The sequence below is a fragment of the Aminobacter sp. 01T433 genome, assembly GCF_056398585.1.
Map to the genome: position 1 here is coordinate 121585 of NZ_JBFTPR010000005.1, position 16809 is coordinate 138393.

General features: G+C 63.1%; 15 protein-coding genes and 1 riboswitch. Of the genes, 7 read left to right on the forward strand and 8 right to left on the reverse strand.

Annotated elements, in window-relative coordinates; translation table 11 throughout:
• Positions 1 to 69 precede the first annotated feature (69 nt).
• The gene (locus AC1DLV_RS09845) at positions 70 to 1809 is read left to right on the forward strand and encodes an LVIVD repeat-containing protein (RefSeq protein ID WP_476799354.1); all 1740 of its coding nucleotides are present in this window, start codon (positions 70 to 72) and stop codon (positions 1807 to 1809) included.
• Between the two features lie 78 nt (positions 1810 to 1887).
• Here the strand turns inward: AC1DLV_RS09845 and AC1DLV_RS09850 are convergent, their stop codons facing one another.
• From AC1DLV_RS09850 to AC1DLV_RS09870, 5 genes are all read right to left on the reverse strand, one after another.
• On the reverse strand, positions 1888 to 2637 hold the full coding sequence (locus AC1DLV_RS09850) for a F0F1 ATP synthase subunit A (RefSeq protein WP_476782007.1): 750 nt from the start codon (positions 2635 to 2637) through the stop codon (positions 1888 to 1890).
• Positions 2638 to 2925: 288 nt separating this feature from the next.
• Entirely contained in the window at positions 2926 to 4323 is a 1398-nt protein-coding gene (gene lpdA, locus AC1DLV_RS09855) for a dihydrolipoyl dehydrogenase (protein WP_476799355.1), read from the reverse strand.
• Positions 4324 to 4327: 4 nt separating this feature from the next.
• Positions 4328 to 5641, reverse strand: coding sequence for a dihydrolipoamide acetyltransferase family protein (locus tag AC1DLV_RS09860; protein WP_476799356.1), 1314 nt, complete (start codon positions 5639 to 5641; stop codon positions 4328 to 4330).
• 2 nt (positions 5642 to 5643) lie between these two features.
• Positions 5644 to 6657 carry an alpha-ketoacid dehydrogenase subunit beta gene (locus tag AC1DLV_RS09865; RefSeq protein ID WP_476799357.1) on the reverse strand — a complete coding sequence of 338 codons (1014 nt, stop codon included), beginning with the start codon at positions 6655 to 6657 and terminating at the stop codon, positions 5644 to 5646.
• Positions 6658 to 6659: 2 nt separating this feature from the next.
• Positions 6660 to 7895: a thiamine pyrophosphate-dependent enzyme gene (locus AC1DLV_RS09870; protein WP_476799358.1), complete on the reverse strand. Its 1236-nt coding sequence runs from the start codon at positions 7893 to 7895 to the stop codon at positions 6660 to 6662.
• Positions 7896 to 8081: 186 nt separating this feature from the next.
• Positions 8082 to 8198, forward strand: a riboswitch (TPP riboswitch).
• A gap of 117 nt (positions 8199 to 8315) precedes the next feature.
• Between AC1DLV_RS09870 and thiC the strand changes: the two genes are divergently transcribed.
• Genes thiC through thiD form a run of 6 tightly spaced genes read left to right on the forward strand, consistent with a single transcriptional unit; the run spans position 8316 to position 13421 of the window.
• Positions 8316 to 10133, forward strand: a complete 1818-nt coding sequence (gene thiC, locus AC1DLV_RS09875; protein ID WP_476836157.1) for a phosphomethylpyrimidine synthase ThiC — start codon at positions 8316 to 8318, stop codon at positions 10131 to 10133.
• Positions 10130 to 11119: a glycine oxidase ThiO gene (thiO, locus tag AC1DLV_RS09880; RefSeq protein WP_476799360.1), complete on the forward strand. Its 990-nt coding sequence runs from the start codon at positions 10130 to 10132 to the stop codon at positions 11117 to 11119. Before thiC ends, thiO begins: the two co-directional genes overlap by 4 nt.
• Positions 11103 to 11300 (forward strand): sulfur carrier protein ThiS, encoded by a 198-nt coding sequence (gene thiS / locus AC1DLV_RS09885; RefSeq protein WP_476799361.1) that lies wholly within the window; start codon positions 11103 to 11105, stop codon positions 11298 to 11300. The genes thiO and thiS overlap by 17 nt, the downstream gene beginning before the upstream one ends.
• 2 nt (positions 11301 to 11302) lie before the next feature.
• Entirely contained in the window at positions 11303 to 12076 is a 774-nt protein-coding gene (locus AC1DLV_RS09890) for a thiazole synthase (protein ID WP_476799362.1), read from the forward strand.
• The gene (locus AC1DLV_RS09895) at positions 12073 to 12678 is read left to right on the forward strand and encodes a thiamine phosphate synthase (RefSeq protein ID WP_476799363.1); all 606 of its coding nucleotides are present in this window, start codon (positions 12073 to 12075) and stop codon (positions 12676 to 12678) included. Before AC1DLV_RS09890 ends, AC1DLV_RS09895 begins: the two co-directional genes overlap by 4 nt.
• Positions 12648 to 13421, forward strand: coding sequence for a bifunctional hydroxymethylpyrimidine kinase/phosphomethylpyrimidine kinase (gene thiD, locus AC1DLV_RS09900; protein WP_476799364.1), 774 nt, complete (start codon positions 12648 to 12650; stop codon positions 13419 to 13421). Before AC1DLV_RS09895 ends, thiD begins: the two co-directional genes overlap by 31 nt.
• Positions 13422 to 13437: 16 nt before the next feature.
• On the opposite strand, the gene fghA is transcribed toward thiD, so the two are convergent.
• The 3 genes from fghA to AC1DLV_RS09915 form a co-directional block, all read right to left on the reverse strand.
• Positions 13438 to 14271 carry an S-formylglutathione hydrolase gene (gene fghA / locus AC1DLV_RS09905; protein ID WP_476799365.1) on the reverse strand — a complete coding sequence of 278 codons (834 nt, stop codon included), beginning with the start codon at positions 14269 to 14271 and terminating at the stop codon, positions 13438 to 13440.
• Positions 14272 to 14366: 95 nt separating this feature from the next.
• Positions 14367 to 15014 carry a glutathione S-transferase family protein gene (locus AC1DLV_RS09910; RefSeq protein WP_476799366.1) on the reverse strand — a complete coding sequence of 216 codons (648 nt, stop codon included), beginning with the start codon at positions 15012 to 15014 and terminating at the stop codon, positions 14367 to 14369.
• Between the two features lie 10 nt (positions 15015 to 15024).
• Positions 15025 to 16791 (reverse strand): Rieske 2Fe-2S domain-containing protein, encoded by a 1767-nt coding sequence (locus AC1DLV_RS09915; protein WP_476799367.1) that lies wholly within the window; start codon positions 16789 to 16791, stop codon positions 15025 to 15027.
• Positions 16792 to 16809 lie beyond the last annotated feature (18 nt).

Below are 16809 nucleotides of genomic sequence, written 5' to 3' on the forward strand. Positions count from 1 at the left end.
CTGCCATCGGCCCGATGCGAGGAACGCGGGCCGGCAGCCAAATAGAGTCAATCGGGAGGGGAAGACCTCATGACACCTAAGATGATTGCAATCAGCTGCTCATTCCTGGCGCTGACGGTCAGCGTGGCTGCCGCCGAAGACTGGGAATCCAAGGTGCCGACCGAGATCAACATCACCGACCCCTATCTCAAGCAGTGGCATGACCTGACCTACGACAAGGCGCCGCCGGCGCCCGTGCCTGGCAAGGATTATGGCATGGACGCGGCCACCGGCACGTTCGTGGCACCCCGCGCCACGCCCTTGGGCGAAGCGCCCAATTTCCCCGGCCAACTGGATAACTGGGACGACAAGACCTACAGCCAGAATGTCGAAGAGATCGCGTTCTATCCGCATGTCAGCTCGCCCTGGCACGCCTGGCCCGATGTCGCCGACTTTAACGGCAAGCGCTACATGTACGTGCACGATCGGGACTACATGCGCGTGCTCGACATCACCGACCCGGCCAAGGCCACTGTCGTCTATTCCAAGGGCGGGGTGTGGGGGCCGGAAGGCTCCAGCGAGGATTGGGACGCAAAGACCGTCCAGGACTATTTCGGCGGCATCACCATCGCCTGGAGCGAGAAGCTCCAGAAGAACGTCGTCGTCGCCTCCTACGAGATTGGCCGCTTCGGCATTTTGGACAACAAGCGGACCCAGCCCGATATCGTGGAATCGCTGCGCAAATACAATTCGCTCAAGGGCTTCAAGGTCTATGAGATGAACGGGCCGCTGCCCAGCGACTGGAAGCTGATCGCCACGCGCACCACCGACACCAAGAATCCAAACGCGCCAATCGGCCAGCAACAGGGGTCGGGCTCGCTCGATGCGCCGGCATGGTTCGGCGGCAAATACATGTACCTGTCGGCCGCACCAGATGATTCCTACGCGCTGACCGAATATCCAGACTATCTGCACTCGCCCGGCTATCAGGTGTGGGACATGTCGGACCCGGCCAACCCGGTCTTCGTCAGCCAGGTCAAGGTGCCGGGCCAGGTGGTCGGCAACAAGGCGAGCGAGAACGCCTATCTGATGAACCCGCGCGCCGGAAACCGCACCTCGTGGATGGGTTCGCGCATGCCGCCATTCCTGCCGACACCGGTTGAGAAGGGCGGCAAGATCGCCTTCGGCGCGATGGGCGGTCTCGGGCTCTACACTTTCGACCTCTCCAACCCCGACAAGCCTGAGATGCAGGGGCATGTCGGCATCGCGCCTAGCTTTGCCGGCACCGAATTCGACAATGTCGACACCTCCCAGTACGCGCGCACCGGTTATGTCTTCGCCAACGGCTATCCGATGAACTCGAACTGCTACGAGCCCTACAAGGATGTGCTGGTGATCGACGCCAAGGATCCGGCCAAGCCGGAAATCGTGGCAACCCTGCCGCGCCCGACACCGCCCAAGGACGCGAAGTTCACCGATTTCTGCCAGCGCAAGGGCAGTTTCGGGCCGAAGCGCTCGGGCACGACGCACCAGCCAGGCCATGGCCGCGACGGGCTCGTGCCATATGCCTTCTACAATGCTGGTCTGCAACTCTTCGACGTGAAGGACCCCGCCGATCCCAAGATCGCCGGCTATTTCGTTCCGCGTTTCCCGACAGACAAGGAGATGCCGGAATACACCTACGACAATGCGACTTTTGCGGTGTTCACCGAATATGACCGCAACATCATCTGGCTGTTTGCCATCAACGGCGTCTATGCACTGAAGACGCCGCTGCTGGGCGAACCCAAGATGGGCATGAGCGACAAGATCTGGCCGCCGCGCGACTGAGACCGGCTGATATAGCCCTCATTCCATCAACCCCGGCTTTGCGCCGGGGTTTTTGTTTTCAAGTGACTTGCGCCCTGATCAATGGCCGGGATGCAGCGCGTCGTTCAGATACATGCAGGTCAGCATGGTGAAGATATAGGCCTGGATCACCGCCATCAGAAGTTCGAGCCCGGTGAGCGCGACCGTCATCGTCAGCGGCAGGATGGCTGCGAAGATGCCGAGGGTTCCCATGCTGCCGAGACTGACCACGAAGCCGGCGAAGACCTTGAGCGTGATGTGGCCGGCGAGCATGACGGCGAACAGACGCACCGAATGGCTGATCGGGCGCGAGATGTAGGAGACGATCTCGATAGGCACGATGATCGGCGACAAGAGCAGCGGCACACCGGAGGGCATGAACAGGCGGAAGAAGCCGAGGCCGTTCTTCCAGATGCCGTAGATCGTGACCGTACCGAATACCAGCATAGCGAAAGCGAAGGTCACAATGATGTGGCTGGTGACCGTGAACGCGTAAGGGAACAAGCCCGCGAGATTGGCGATCAGGATGAAGACAAACAGCGAAAAGACGAGCGGAAAGAACTTCATGCCGCTCTCGCCCGCATTGTCGCGCAGCGTCTTTGACACGAACTCGTAGATCAGTTCGGTGATCGACTGCAGGCGGGAGGGCACCAGCGCTCGGCCGCTCGTCGAAAGCATGAGGAACAACCCGCCGAACACCACGGCCCCCACCATGTAAGCGGCAGAGTTGGTGAAAGCGAATTCCTGCCCCGCAAACTCGAAGAGGGTGAAAATCGGCTTGATTTCAAATTGTTCTATTGGTCCGGCCACAGTGCCTCTCCGGTCGGTTCGATTGGTGATGCGAAAGCGCGCGCACCGGAGCCATATCCGGAAGCCAAAATTGACCAAGCGTGCCTACGGCCCGCCAAAAGCGGTTCCGCAACTTTTTCGCGATTTTTGAGATGAGATTCGGTCGAGGTAGCAATTATTGGCGCCATCTTTTGGATGGGGCCGTCCCCGAGCGTTCAAGGCACTGGTCGTCCAGTGCGTGGGCTTGTTAGCGTAAGCGGCACGCCACGGCAAGGTACGAGGTGACGCGGCGCAGGGCCGCGTCACAGATTAGATATGCAGCGCGTGGCCCAGCGTGCGCAACGCGGCCTCGAGGAAAGCCTCGCTCTGGGTCGGATGGGCATGGATGGTGCCGGCAATATCCTCCAGCCGTGCGCCCATCTCGATGGCCAGGCTGAAGGCCGCCGACAGCTCCGAAACGCCAGCGCCGACCGCCTGGATGCCGAGCACCAGATGGTTGTCAGCACGCGCAACGATGCGGACGAAGCCGTCCTCGCTCGCCAGTGTCATCGCCCGGCCATTGGCCGAGAACGGGAACTGCGCCGACTTGATCTCGATGCCGAGATTCTTGGCTTCGTCGGGCGAAAGCCCTGCCGTGACTATCTCCGGATCGGTGAAGCAGACAGCGGGGATCGAGCGCTTGTCCCAGCTTCTTTTGTGGCCAGCGACGATCTCGGCGACCATTTCGCCCTGCGCCATGGCGCGGTGCGCCAGCATTGGCTCGCCGGTGACGTCGCCGATAGCGTAGATGCCGCGCATCGAGGTGCGACACTGTTCGTCGATGCGGATGAAACGGCCGTCGCGATCGAGGTCGATCGCTTCCAGCCCCCAGCCTTCGACAAGCGGCTTGCGGCCCACGGTGACAAGCACCTTGTCGGCCGCGATCTTCTGCTCGCTGCCATCGGCGGCCTCGACCAGAAGCCCATCGCCCTTGGCGCTCATTCCCTTGGCCTTTGCACCCGTCATCACCTTGACGCCGAGAGCTTCCAGACGCTTGGCCACAGGCCGCGTCAGTTCGGCGTCATATTGCGGCAGGATACGCGGCAAGGCTTCGACCACTGTGACGTGCGAGCCAAGCTTGGCGAAAGTGGTGCCAAGCTCGAGCCCGATATAGCCGCCGCCAACAACGGCAAGCGCAGCCGGCACCTGCTTGAGCGCCAGAGCTTCGGTTGACGAAATCACCTGCCCACCGAAGGGCAGAAACGGCAGTTCGACCGGCGCGGAACCCGTGGCAATCACGATGATTTCAGCGCGGATCACCTGCAAGCCGGTCTCGGTGTCGACTTCGACGGTCTTGCCGTCGCGAAAGCGCGCCCAGCCCTGCACCGACTTGACCTTGGCCTTCTTGAGCAACCCAGCCACGCCACTGGTCAGGCGGCCAACGATACGATCCTTCCAGGCGACGGTCTTGGCAAGGTCGAGCACCGGCGCCGATACGCTGATGCCGAACGGACTGGTGCCTCCAGCCATCTCGGAGACCTTGAGATACTCATCCGCTGCATGGATCATCGCCTTGGAGGGGATGCAGCCGACATTGAGGCAGGTGCCTCCGGGCTTGGCCGCTTCGACGATCACCGTGTCGATGCCGAGCTGTCCGGCGCGAATGGCGCAGATATAGCCGCCGGGACCGGCGCCGATGATGAGAAGCTTGCAGGAAATTTCCTTCATCGCCTCAGCCTTCCATGAAGATCATTGCCGGCGCTTCGAGCAGCGCCTTGATGCGCTGGACGAAGACCGCCGCGTCCCATCCGTCGATGACGCGATGGTCGAAGCTGGAGGAGATGTTCATCATCTTGCGGGGCACGAACTGGGTGCCGTCCCACATCGGCCGCACCATGATCTTGTTGACGCCGACGATCGCCACCTCTGGGTAGTTGATAACGGGCGTGGTGGCCACGCCGCCCATCGCGCCCAGCGAGGTGATGGTGATGGTCGATCCGGTCAGTTCCTCTCGCGTCGCCGTGCCTGCCTTGGCGGCATCTGCGAGGCGATTGACCTCGGCGGCGCAGTCCCACAGGTCGCGCGCCTCGGCATGCTTGATCACGGGAACAACGAGCCCGCCCGGCGTCTGCGCGGCCATGCCGATATGAACGCCGGCATGGCGCATGACGATACCGGCATCGTCGTCGAATAGCGCATTGAGCTGCGGCTGCTCGGCAACCGCCTTGACCAGCGCCCGCATCAGGAATGGCAGCAGCGTCAGCTTCGGCCTGTCCGGCTTTTTCGAAGCGTTGAGCTTGGCGCGCAGTTCCTCCAGTGCCGTGACGTCGATTTCTTCGACATAGGTGATGTGGGGAATGCGCGACTTGGCCAGCGACATTTTCTCGGCGATGCGGCGGCGCAGGCCGACGATCTTGATCTCCTCGACCCCGGTCTTGGCCTGCAGGCTAGTTGCTGCCGGCTGTGCCCCGCGCGAGGCAAAAGCGTCGAGGTCTTCATGCGTGACGCGGCCAGCGGGGCCAGTGCCTGGGACCTGACGCAGATCGATGCCGGCTTCCTTGGCGCGTAGGCGGACAGCGGGCGAAGCAATGGGGCGTTCGCCTTCCGGTCGCGGCAAGCCAACGGTCGCGTGCGGCGCCGTCTTGAGTGCAGCGGCCGGCGCGGGAGCCTTCACAGCGGGTGCTGATTCGATTTTCTTAGCCGGCTCAGAAGTTGTTTCCGCGGCGACAGTTGCCGCAGCGTCTTTGCCCTCGCTCTTGGCCGGAGCGGGTTCTTCGGCAGGCGCCGTCTCAACTGGCGCATCACCAGCCACCTTGATCCGCACGATCGGCGAGCCGACAGCGACAGTGTCGCCGATTTCGGCACCGAGCCAGCTGATCTCGCCATCGACCGGGGACGGTATCTCGACCGTCGCCTTGTCGGTCATGACAGCGGCAAGCACGGCGTCCTCGCGGACGAGGTCGCCGACCTTGACGTGCCACTCGACCAGTTCGGCCTCGGCCACGCCTTCGCCTACGTCGGGAAGCTTGATGACATGTTCGCCCATGCTCAGGCCTCCATCGTTTCGATCAGGGCTTCGCCGACCCGCTTCGGGCCGGGGAAATAGTCCCATTCTTGCGCATGCGGATAGGGCGTGTCCCAACCGGCGACGCGGGCGACAGGCGCTTCGAGGTGGTAGAAGCAGTGCTCCTGCACAAGTGCCGCAAGCTCGGCGCCAAAGCCCGAAGTCAGTGTCGCCTCGTGGACGATGACGCAGCGGCGGGTCTTCTTGACCGAGGCGACGATGGTGTCGAGATCGAGCGGCAACAGCGTGCGCAGATCGATCACCTCGGCGTCGATGCCGGTCTCCTCGGCTGCCGCCTGGGCGACATAGACCATGGTGCCATAAGCGAGAACGGTCACCGCCGACCCCGGCCGGCGGATCTCCGCTTTGCCGAGCGGTGTGGTGTAATGCCCCTCGGGCACCTCGCCGAGCTCGTGCTTCGACCATGCTGTGACCGGGCGGTCGTGATGGCCGTCGAAGGGGCCGTTGTACAATCGTTTCGGCTCCAGAAAGATCACCGGATCTGGGTCCTCGATCGAAGCAATCAGCAGGCCTTTGGCGTCGAGCGGGTTGGACGGCACCACCACCTTGAGGCCGGAAACGTGGGTAAACAACGCCTCCGGGCTCTGGCTGTGGGTCTGGCCGCCAAAGATGCCACCGCCTGTCGGCATGCGCACGACGATCGGACAAGTGAATTCGCCATTGGATCGGTAACGCAATCGTGCCGCTTCCGAAACGATCTGGTCATATGCTGGATAGACGTAGTCGGCGAACTGCACCTCGACACATGGCTTGAGCCCGTAGGCCGCCATGCCGATGGCGGCACCAACGATGCCGAGTTCGCTGATCGGGGCGTCGAAACAACGCGAACGGCCGTACTTCTGCTGGAGGCCTTGCGTGCAGCGGAATACGCCGCCGAAATAGCCGACGTCCTCGCCGAAGACGACGACATCGTCATCACGCCCCATGGCGACGTCCATGGCGCTGCGGATGGCTTCGATCATGGTCATGCGCGGCATCGCTATACCCCCGCCTTCTGGCGCTGGCGCCTGAGATGCGGCGGCATCTCGGCATAGACACCCTCGAACATGTCGCGTGTCGACGGCTTGCCGCCGGCATGCAGGGTGCCGTGGCTTTCGGCTTCCTTCTGCGCGGCGATGACGGTTTCGAGTATTTCGGCCTCGGCCTGCTTGTGGCGCTCGTCCGACCACAGCCCACGCTTGATCAGGTGGTTCTTGAGCCTGATCACCGGATCGCCCAGCGGCCAGGCGTCGGACTCGGTCTTGGGTCGATAGGCAGAGGGATCGTCGGAGGTCGAATGCGCGCCGACGCGGTAGGTGACGTATTCGACCAGCGTCGGGCCGAGATTGCGGCGCGCGCGCTCGGTCGCCCATTTGGCGACCGCATGGACGGCGAGATAGTCGTTGCCGTCGACACGCAAAGCCGGAATGCCGAAGCCGAGACCGCGCGCGGCGAAGGTGCCTGAGCCGCCGCGGGCGATGCCCTGGAAGGTCGAGATCGCCCACTGGTTATTGACGATGTTCAGGACGACGGGTGCCTTGTAGGTCGAGGCGAAGACAAGCGCTGCGTGGAAATCGCTTTCCGCGGTCGCACCGTCGCCGACCCAGCCAACGGCGATCTTGGTGTCCCCCTTGATCGCCGACGCCATCGCCCAGCCGACAGCCTGGATGTACTGCGTCGTCAAATTGCCTGAGATCGAAAAGAAGCCGTGCTCCTTTGAGGCGTACATCACCGGCAGCTGACGGCCCTTCAGCGGGTCACGCTCGTTGGAATAGATCTGGTTCATCATTTCGACCATCGGATAGCCGCCCGCGATCAGCAGGCCGGCCTGGCGGTAGGTCGGGAAATTCATGTCGCCGGGATTGAGCGCCTTGCGGAAAGCGCAGCTCACCGCCTCCTCGCCCATATGCTGCATGTAAAACGAGGTCTTGCCCTGGCGCTGCGCCATCTGCATGCGCGCATCGAAAGTGCGCAGCGTCACCATGTGGCGAAGGCCTTCAAGCTGTTCCTCGTCGGTCAGCGTGCCGGCCCAGGGGCCCACCGCGTCGCCCTCGCGGTTGAGCACGCGGATGATCGAATAAGCGAGATCACGGATGTTGCGCGGGTCGACGTCGACCTCCGGCCGCATGACCGATCCGGCCTTGGGAATGGGCACATTGGAAAAGTCGGGCGTCCCGCCCGGCCGAACCTCGGGCTCGGGCACGTGGAACTTGAGTGGCGAGGGATTGTCCGTCACGGATGTTCCTCCTGTCTCGCGCGCAGGCCAACTGGTCCTCCCTGCGCGGCAGACAATTTATGTCAGTAACGCTGACCTATTATCCGATCGCTTTGAAAACCGCAATGGCCGTCCGGGGCGAGTTTGGCATTGTCGCGACAATATCGAAAGCCCGGTTGACAGAAGGCCCGTTCCGCGCTCATCCTTAAGGCTCACCAGGGGGGTCCCGACAAGGGGCTGAGATACTGCTAGCTCGCGCAGCGCAGTGACCCGTTGAACCTGATCCAGTTCACACTGGCGTAGGGACGGTGCGAGGCTTCGCGGGTCGGCTTCTTCCGGCATCGGCATTCGAGCAAACGCTCGAAGTCCCTTAAGCAAGGTCTCACCTCCTCCTCATCGCACGAACTGGGTCTCCATTGCATCAGAGCAAGGAGGCTCACCATGAATGCCCTGACCCCGACCGTCACAACAGGCGCGCTGCCAGCCTCGAAAAAAGTCCATAAACCGGGTCTCATCCATCCCGGCATTCGCGTGCCGATGCGCGAAATCTCGGTGCATCCAAGCGCCATGGAGCCGCCGGTCACCGTCTATGATTCGTCCGGTCCCTACACCGACGCAAACGTGAAGACCGACATTGAAGGTGGCCTTGTCAGGCTGCGTGAAGAGTGGGTCTTCGCCCGCGGTGACGTCGAACGTTACGACGGCCGCACCGTGAAAGCCGAAGACAACGGCTTTGTCTCGGGCGAAAGGCTGACGCCGGAATTCCCCGTCCGCAACAAGCCGCTGCGCGCCACCGGCGGTCGCGCCGTCACCCAGCTCGGTTATGCCCGTGCCGGCGTCATCACCCCGGAGATGGAGTTCGTCGCCATCCGCGAGAATCTCGGCCGCCAGCAGCTGCGCGAGAAGATGAAGCGCGACGGCGAGAGCTTCGGTGCCGCCATCCCAGACTTCGTCACGCCCGAATTCGTCCGCGACGAGGTTGCGCGTGGCAGGGCGATCATCCCCTCCAACATCAACCATCCCGAGAGCGAGCCGATGATCATCGGCCGCAACTTCCTGGTCAAGATCAACGCCAATATCGGCAACTCGGCCGTGACCTCGTCGATGGCCGAAGAGGTCGAAAAGATGGTGTGGTCGATCCGCTGGGGCGCCGACACGGTGATGGACCTGTCGACGGGCCGCAACATCCATAACATCCGTGACTGGATCATCCGCAATTCGCCGGTGCCGATCGGTACCGTGCCGCTCTACCAGGCGCTGGAAAAGGTGAGCGGCGTTGCCGAGGACCTGACCTGGGAGATCTACCGCGACACGCTGATCGAGCAAGCCGAGCAAGGTGTGGACTATTTCACCATCCATGCCGGCGTTCGCCTGCCCTACATCCATCTGACCGTCGACCGGGTCACCGGCATCGTCTCGCGCGGCGGCTCGATCATGGCAAAGTGGTGCCTGCATCACCACAAGGAGAGCTTCCTCTACGAACATTTCGAGGAAATCTGCGACATCTGCCGCACCTATGACGTCGCCTTCTCACTCGGCGACGGCCTGCGCCCCGGCTCGATCGCCGACGCCAACGACGCAGCCCAGTTCGCCGAACTGGAGACACTGGGCGAGCTGACCCAGATCGCCTGGGCCAAGGACTGCCAGGTGATGATCGAGGGTCCCGGCCATGTGCCGATGCACAAGATCAAGGAAAACATGGACAAGCAGCTGGAGGTCTGCGGCGAGGCGCCCTTCTACACACTCGGGCCTTTGACCACCGACATTGCGCCCGGCTACGACCACATCACCTCGGGCATTGGTGCCGCAATGATCGGCTGGTTCGGCACGGCGATGCTTTGCTACGTCACGCCTAAGGAGCATCTCGGCCTGCCCGACCGCGACGACGTCAAGGTGGGCGTCATCACCTACAAGATCGCGGCCCATGCCGCCGATCTCGCCAAGGGTCATCCCGCCTCCAAGGTCAGGGACGACGCGCTGTCGCGGGCACGCTTCGAGTTCCGCTGGGAGGACCAGTTCAACCTGTCGCTCGACCCCGACACCGCCCGATCCTTCCATGACGCGACCTTGCCCAAGGAAGCGCACAAGGTCGCGCATTTCTGCTCGATGTGCGGGCCGAAATTCTGCTCGATGCGGATTTCGCACGACATCCGCAACGAGGCGCGCGCGGCCGGCATGGCGGCGATGGCGGAGAAATTCCGCGATGGCGGCGACCTCTATATGGCGGTCGAAGGAACGGAGGCAGCTGGCCAGTCATGAGGGTCCTGGTCAGGGGCGCGGGCGTCACCGGTCTGACGCTCGCCCATGAGCTGGTATCGCGCGGTGCAAGCGTCACGGTCGTCGAGCAGCGACGTCAGATCGCCGGCAATGCCTCATGGCAAGCCGGCGGCATGCTGGCCCCATGGTGCGAGCGCGAGAGTGCTGAAGCAACGGTACTGACCTTGGGCAGGCAGGCGGCGGATTGGTGGGACGCCGCCCTGCCTGGCCATGTCGTGCGCAACGGTACGCTGGTGCTGGCGCCGGCGCGTGACACCGCCGAGCTCGACCGTTTCAGCAGTCGAACCTCTGGCCATGTCTTGGTCGACGGCGATGCCATCGCTGCGCTCGAACCAGACTTGGCAGGTCGGTTTTCGCGCGGGCTGCTTTTTGCCGAGGAGGCGCATCTCGATCCGCGCCAGGCATTGCTCGGCCTCAAGGAAAAGCTGATCGAGATGGGCGCGCATTTCGCGTTCGGCTACGGTGCGACGCAGACGCCTGGCACCGTGGACCTCGAGGTCGATTGTACCGGCATGACGGCGAAGCGCCCAGACCTTCGCGGCGTGCGCGGCGAAATGCTGTTGCTGCGCACATTGGAGGTCTCGGTGTCCCGGCCGGTGCGGCTGCTGCATCCCCGCATCCCGGTCTACATCGTGCCGCGCGCCAACAATCATTTCATGGTCGGCGCAACAATGATCGAAAGCGATGCCAGCGGCCCGATCACCGCACGTTCGATGATGGAACTGCTCAACGCCGCCTATGCGCTGCACCCGGCCTTCGGCGAAGCCGAGATCGTCGAGGCGGGTGTCGGTGTTCGTCCGGCATATCCGGACAATCTTCCGCGCATTGAGCATGACGGCAACAGGCTCTGCATCAACGGCCTCTATCGCCATGGCTTCCTGCTCGCGCCTGCCATGGCCATGCAAGCGGCCGACCTCATGCTCGGTCACCAAGACAGCAAGGAGCTTGTCGATGAAGCTCATCATTAACGGCGAAAACCACGAGGTGGCCGCTGCAACCCTCGCCGCGCTGTTGGCCGAACTCGACTACGAGGGCGGCTGGCTTGCCACCGCGCTCAACGGCGAGGTCGTACCCGCACAAGAGCGCAACGGCTGCGAACTCTCCGAAGGCGACCGCATCGAAATTCTCTCTCCGATGAAGGGTGGGTGATCATGCTGAAGCTCTACGACACCGAAGTCTCGTCGCGCCTCTTGCTCGGCACGGCACTCTACCCCTCGCCCGCTGTCATGGCCGATGCAGTGAAAGGCTCACGAACCGACATTGTGACCGTTTCGCTGCGTCGCGAGACTTCGGGCGGACGGACGGGCCAGAAATTCTGGTCGCTGATCCAGTCGCTCGGCGTTCGCGTGCTGCCCAACACCGCCGGCTGTCATTCGGTCAAGGAAGCGGTGACGACGGCCAGAATGGCGCGCGAAGTGTTCGCCACCAACTGGATCAAGCTCGAGGTCATCGGCAACCACGACACGCTGCAGCCAGACGTGTTCGGCCTCGTTGAAGCAGCGAAGATTCTGGCGTCGGATGGCTTCGAAATCTTCCCCTACACGACAGACGACCTGGTCGTCGCCGAACGCCTACTCGACACCGGCTGCAAGCTTTTGATGCCATGGTGCGCGCCGATCGGCTCCGCGCGTGGCCCGCAAAACCCTGATGCGCTGCGCAGCCTGCGCGGACACTTTCCCAACGTGCCGCTGATCGTGGACGCCGGCATCGGCCGACCGTCACATGCGGCAGCCGTCATGGAGCTGGGCTACGACGCCGTGCTGCTCAACACCGCCGTCGCCAAGTCAGGCGATCCCGTCGCCATGGCCGCAGCCTTTGGCAAGGCGGTCGAAGCTGGCCGTGAGGCATATCTCGCAGGCCCGCTCGAACCGCGCGACATGGCCGTTCCTTCCACCCCCGTCATCGGCATGGCAGCATTCTCATGAAGCTCGACCCGTTCTATCTCATCGTCGACTCCGCCGCCTGGATCGAGCGGCTGGTGCCATCAGGCGTCAAGCTCGTTCAGTTGCGCATCAAGGATATGGGCGCGCCCGAACTGCGCCGCGAAATCCGCGCCTCGAAAGCTGTCTGCGAGCGCCATGGCTGCCGGTTGATCGTCAACGACTACTGGGAAACGGCCATCGAGGAAGCTTGTGATTTCGTCCATCTCGGCCAGGAGGACCTTGCCGACGCCGACCTCAAGGCGATCCGCAAGGCCGGACTGAAGCTCGGCCTCAGCACGCACGATCCCGCCGAGCTCGAAACAGCGCTCGCCGCCAAACCCGACTATGTCGCGCTCGGGCCGATCTATCCGACCATCCTCAAGGCCATGAAATGGGACCCGCAGGGCCTCGACCGCATTGCCGAGTGGAAGCGCCGCGTTGGCGACGTGCCGCTGGTCGCCATCGGCGGCCTCAACATCGAGCGCATCCCAGGTGTCTTCGCGCAGGGCGCCGACAGCGCTGCAGTCGTCACAGACATAACGCTCAATGCCGATCCCGAAGCGCGGACGCGCGAATGGCTGGCCGCGACGGCCGCATGGCGATGATCCCGCATGTGCTCATCGTTGCCGGCTCGGATTCGAGCGGTGGTGCGGGTATCGTCCGCGATGTCGAGACCGTATCGGCCTTTGGCCTGGGTAGCTGTGTCGCCATAACGGCAGTGACGGTCCAGACGCATCAGCGCGTCGAACGGGTCGAACAGATGCCGCCCGACCTCGTGGCCGACCAGATGCGCTCAGCCTTCGCTGCGAACCCCGTCGCGGCGGTCAAGATCGGCATGCTGGGAACGGCGGCAACGATAGATACCGTCGCCTCGGTACTGGCGAGCAGCCTGCCGGTGCCCGTCGTGCTCGACCCTGTGCTGGCCTCGACCTCGGGCCGTCAGTTGCTCGACGAAGACGCTATCGACACGCTCAAGCGCAAACTGTTTCCGCTTTGCACGCTGGTTACACCCAACCTGCCCGAACTGGCGCTGCTCAGCGGCCTTTCCCTAGCCACGGGTGAAAGCGACGTCGTCAGGCAGGCCGAAAAACTGTTCGACGCGGGCGTACCCGCCATTCTCGTCAAGGGCGGCCACGCAACGGGAGCGACTGCGACGGACCTGCTGCTCCAGCCGGACCGCGAACCCGTCCGCTTTGACGCGTCGCGCATCGCGGTCGCTATGCGCGGCACCGGCTGCATGCTCGCAAGCGCGATAGCGGCACATCTGGCACAATATGAAACGCTGGAGATCAGCGTCAGCAAGGCGAAGCGCCATGTCTTCGCCAAGCTGCTTGCGTCAAAGCCGTGAGAGCAACTTTCGGTGCTCAGCCAAGCCGTGCAGCGTGCCACCTCAGATGATGGTCCATGAAGGTCGAGATGAAGTTGTAGGAGTGGTCGTAACCGTCCTGCATGCGCAGGGTGAGCCCGATGCCGGCCTTCTTGCAAGCTTCATCGAGCAGCCATGGCCGCAGGCCTTCCTGCAGGAAGCTGTCGGCCGAACCCTGGTCGACCAGGAATTCCGGGAAACGCTTGCCATCTTCAATCAGCAGTGTCGTGTCATATGCGCGCCACGCAGCTTCGTCCGAGCCAAGATACTTCTCCAGCGCCGGCTTCGACCAGCCAGCGGTCGAGGGCTGGGCGATGGGTGCGAAGGCCGAGCAGCTCTTGAAGCGCTCTGGGTTCTTCAGGGCGATGGTCAGCGCACCATGGCCGCCCATCGAATGGCCAAAGATCGCCTGGCGCGACATGTCGGCGGGGAAGTTCGCCGCGATCAATGCCGGCAGCTCCTCGGTGACATAGGAATACATGCGGTAGTTCTTGGCGAAGGGCTCCTGCGTGGCGTCGACATAAAAGCCGGCGCCCGAGCCGAATTGCCAATTGTCCTTTTCGTCCGCCACGCCTTCGCCGCGCGGGCTTGTGTCGGGGCAGACGATCATCAGGCCGAGTTCAGCCGCGAGGCGGCGGTACTCGCCCTTGTCCATGACATTGGCATGGGTGCAGGTCAGACCCGAGAGATACCACAGCACCGGCACCGGGCCATCCTTGGCCTGTGGCGGCACGAAGACGGCAAAGGTCATGTCGCAGGCGCAGGCCTCGGAAGCATGCGAATAAACGCCCTGGACACCGCCATGCGACTTGGACGTGGAAATGGTCTTCATCAGCTCTGCCTTCTCGTCAAACAATCTCGCCCCGGGCATAGCGGTCGGGCATGGCACTCGCAACCTAGGACCAAACGAAAGGTGTCGGCGGCTATTCAAGCCGCCTTGGCAGGCCCTGCCGGGAATATCCCCGACATGACGGTAAAACCCTTGATGCGTTTGACACGATCACACCAGCGTCGGATCGCCGGATAGTCCTGTCTTGATATACCGCCTTCTTCCGACAGCATGATGTAGGGGAAGCAGGCAATGTCGGCGATCGTCGGCTGTTTTGCCGAGCAGATCCAGTCGCGCCCCTCCTGTTCGCCGAACCACAAATGCTCATCGAGGATGCGGAACAGCCGATGCGCGCCGGCCCGTGCCGCGTCAATATCGAAGTCGTAAAACAGCGCGTCATGCAGGCGCGCGGCAGACGATGTCGAGGTGATGCCGTCGGCAAAGGCCAGCCACTGGCTGATCTCGCCGAGAAGCGCCGGATTGTCGCGCGCGTACCATGTGCCCGCAGCGTCATATTTCGAGGCGAGGTAGACAAGGATCGCCTGGGCGTCGCGCAGGATGAGGCCCTCGTCATCGATAACCGGCAACTGACCGAGCGGATTGATCTTGAGGAACCATTCCGACTTGTGCTCGCGGCCGGGATAGAAGTCGATCGGCACCGTCTTGTAGTCGACGCCGAGCATGCCCATCAGCAGGCGCAGCTTGTAGCAGTTGCCCGACAGTTCGTAGTCATAGAGCGAAATCATCGGGGAACTCCTAGAGATCGAGGACAAGCCGCGCCGACTTGGCACGCGACACGCAGGTCATGATCTTGGTGCCGGACTTGCGCTCGGCATCGTTGAGATAGACGTCCTGATGATCGGGCTCGCCTTCGATGACGGTGGCAAGGCAGGTGCCGCAAGCGCCCTGCTCGCAGGACGACGGCATGTCGATGCCGGCGTCGCGCATCACTTCCAGGATCGTCTTGCCGGCAGGCACGGTCAGCGTCATGCAGGAGCGAGCAAGTGCGACTTCGAAGCTTGAGCTGTCGTCGATGACATTGGTGTTCTTGAAGTATTCGAAATGCACCGCCGTCTCGGGCCACCCCATCTCGGCAGCGATATGGCGTGCCGCCTCCAACATCGGGCCGGGACCGCAGAGATAGACATGCTTGTCCGGGCGGTAGCCGGTCAGGATCTCGCGCAGCTTGGCACCCGTCTGCTCGGGCGAAAGACCAAGATGCGGCTTGAGCGATGCGCCGAGCGTGCTGGTCTTTTCGGGGAAGGCGAGCTGCGCTTCGTTCTGGGCAAAGTAGTGCAGCTCGTGGCCAAGGCTCTGGTTGTTGAGCGCCTGTGCCATGGCGAGAAGCGGCGTGATGCCGATGCCGCCTGCAATGAACAGCGTCTGGATGGCGTCGCGGCGCAGCGGGAAGTTGTTGCGCGGTTCAGAGATCGCCAGCACGTCGCCTTCGCGCACCGTCTCGTGCAGGCAGGTCGAACCGCCCTTGGAGTCGCGCTCGAGCTTGACGCCGATGACATAACTGTCGCTCTCGCCAGGGCCGTTGGTGATCGAATATTGCCGGATCAGGCCGTTGGGCAGATGCACGTCGATATGGGCGCCGGGCTGAAAGGTCGGCAGGAGCCCCTTGATCGGCCGGAGCTCGAAGGCGGCTATGCCGTCGGCCGCCCGCCACTTTCTCGTCACCTCGACTCGGATCGTTGCCTTGCGGCCGTGCTTGGTCTCTTCGGGCATCTCGGCCAGTTCAGGCGAGACACGCTCGATGATCGGCTCCAGCGGCGCCGGCGCAGGCTGCCGCGCCGCGTCGGTCTCTACTGCCACACGCAGCCCTGAAAGAAGTTCGTTGTGATGGCGCAGCACTGCAAGACGCTGAGCACCTTCAAGCTGACTGTCGAGCACGCCGCGGATCACCGAGCGGTTCGAATCGACCGGTTGGACGAAGAACACGGCAAGCGTGCTGGCATCACCCTCGCTGGCCCGTAGCGCCACCGAAAACACGTTCGAAGCCTCGACCGCGACCTTGGCCGTCGAGCCGCCAAGTGCAGCACTCGGCTGGAAACGGTAGCCCTTCAGCTTGGCTGCGACCACATCGGCCGGCGCGTTGACCGGAATGCCGCGCAGCGCCAAAAGCCTGCCTTCGGCGAGCCCTGCCACCTCTGGCACCTCGCCTTGCGCCTCTTCAGCCGACCAGACCAGGCCGTAGCGTTCGACGGCGGCAAAGGTGCGATTGGTGATGGTGCGCGCCGGCGCATCGGCCGGGTGCGCCGGGATATAGGTGCAGCCGGCGGTGCGGTTCGAATAGCGCCAGCCATGATACTGGCACTTGAGCTCGCGGCCATCATTGATGCCGATCGAGAGCCGTACGCCGCGATGCAGGCAGCGGTTCTCCCAGATGTTGACGTAGCCGTCGTCCGCACGCCACACGGCGAATTCGCGACCGAGCAATTGGCCGTGGAAGACATGACGAAACGGCAGGTCATGCGCCGCGGCAATGGGATGCCATCTGGTTTTGGCTAGGTCGAGCATATGTTCCTCGCGAATTCT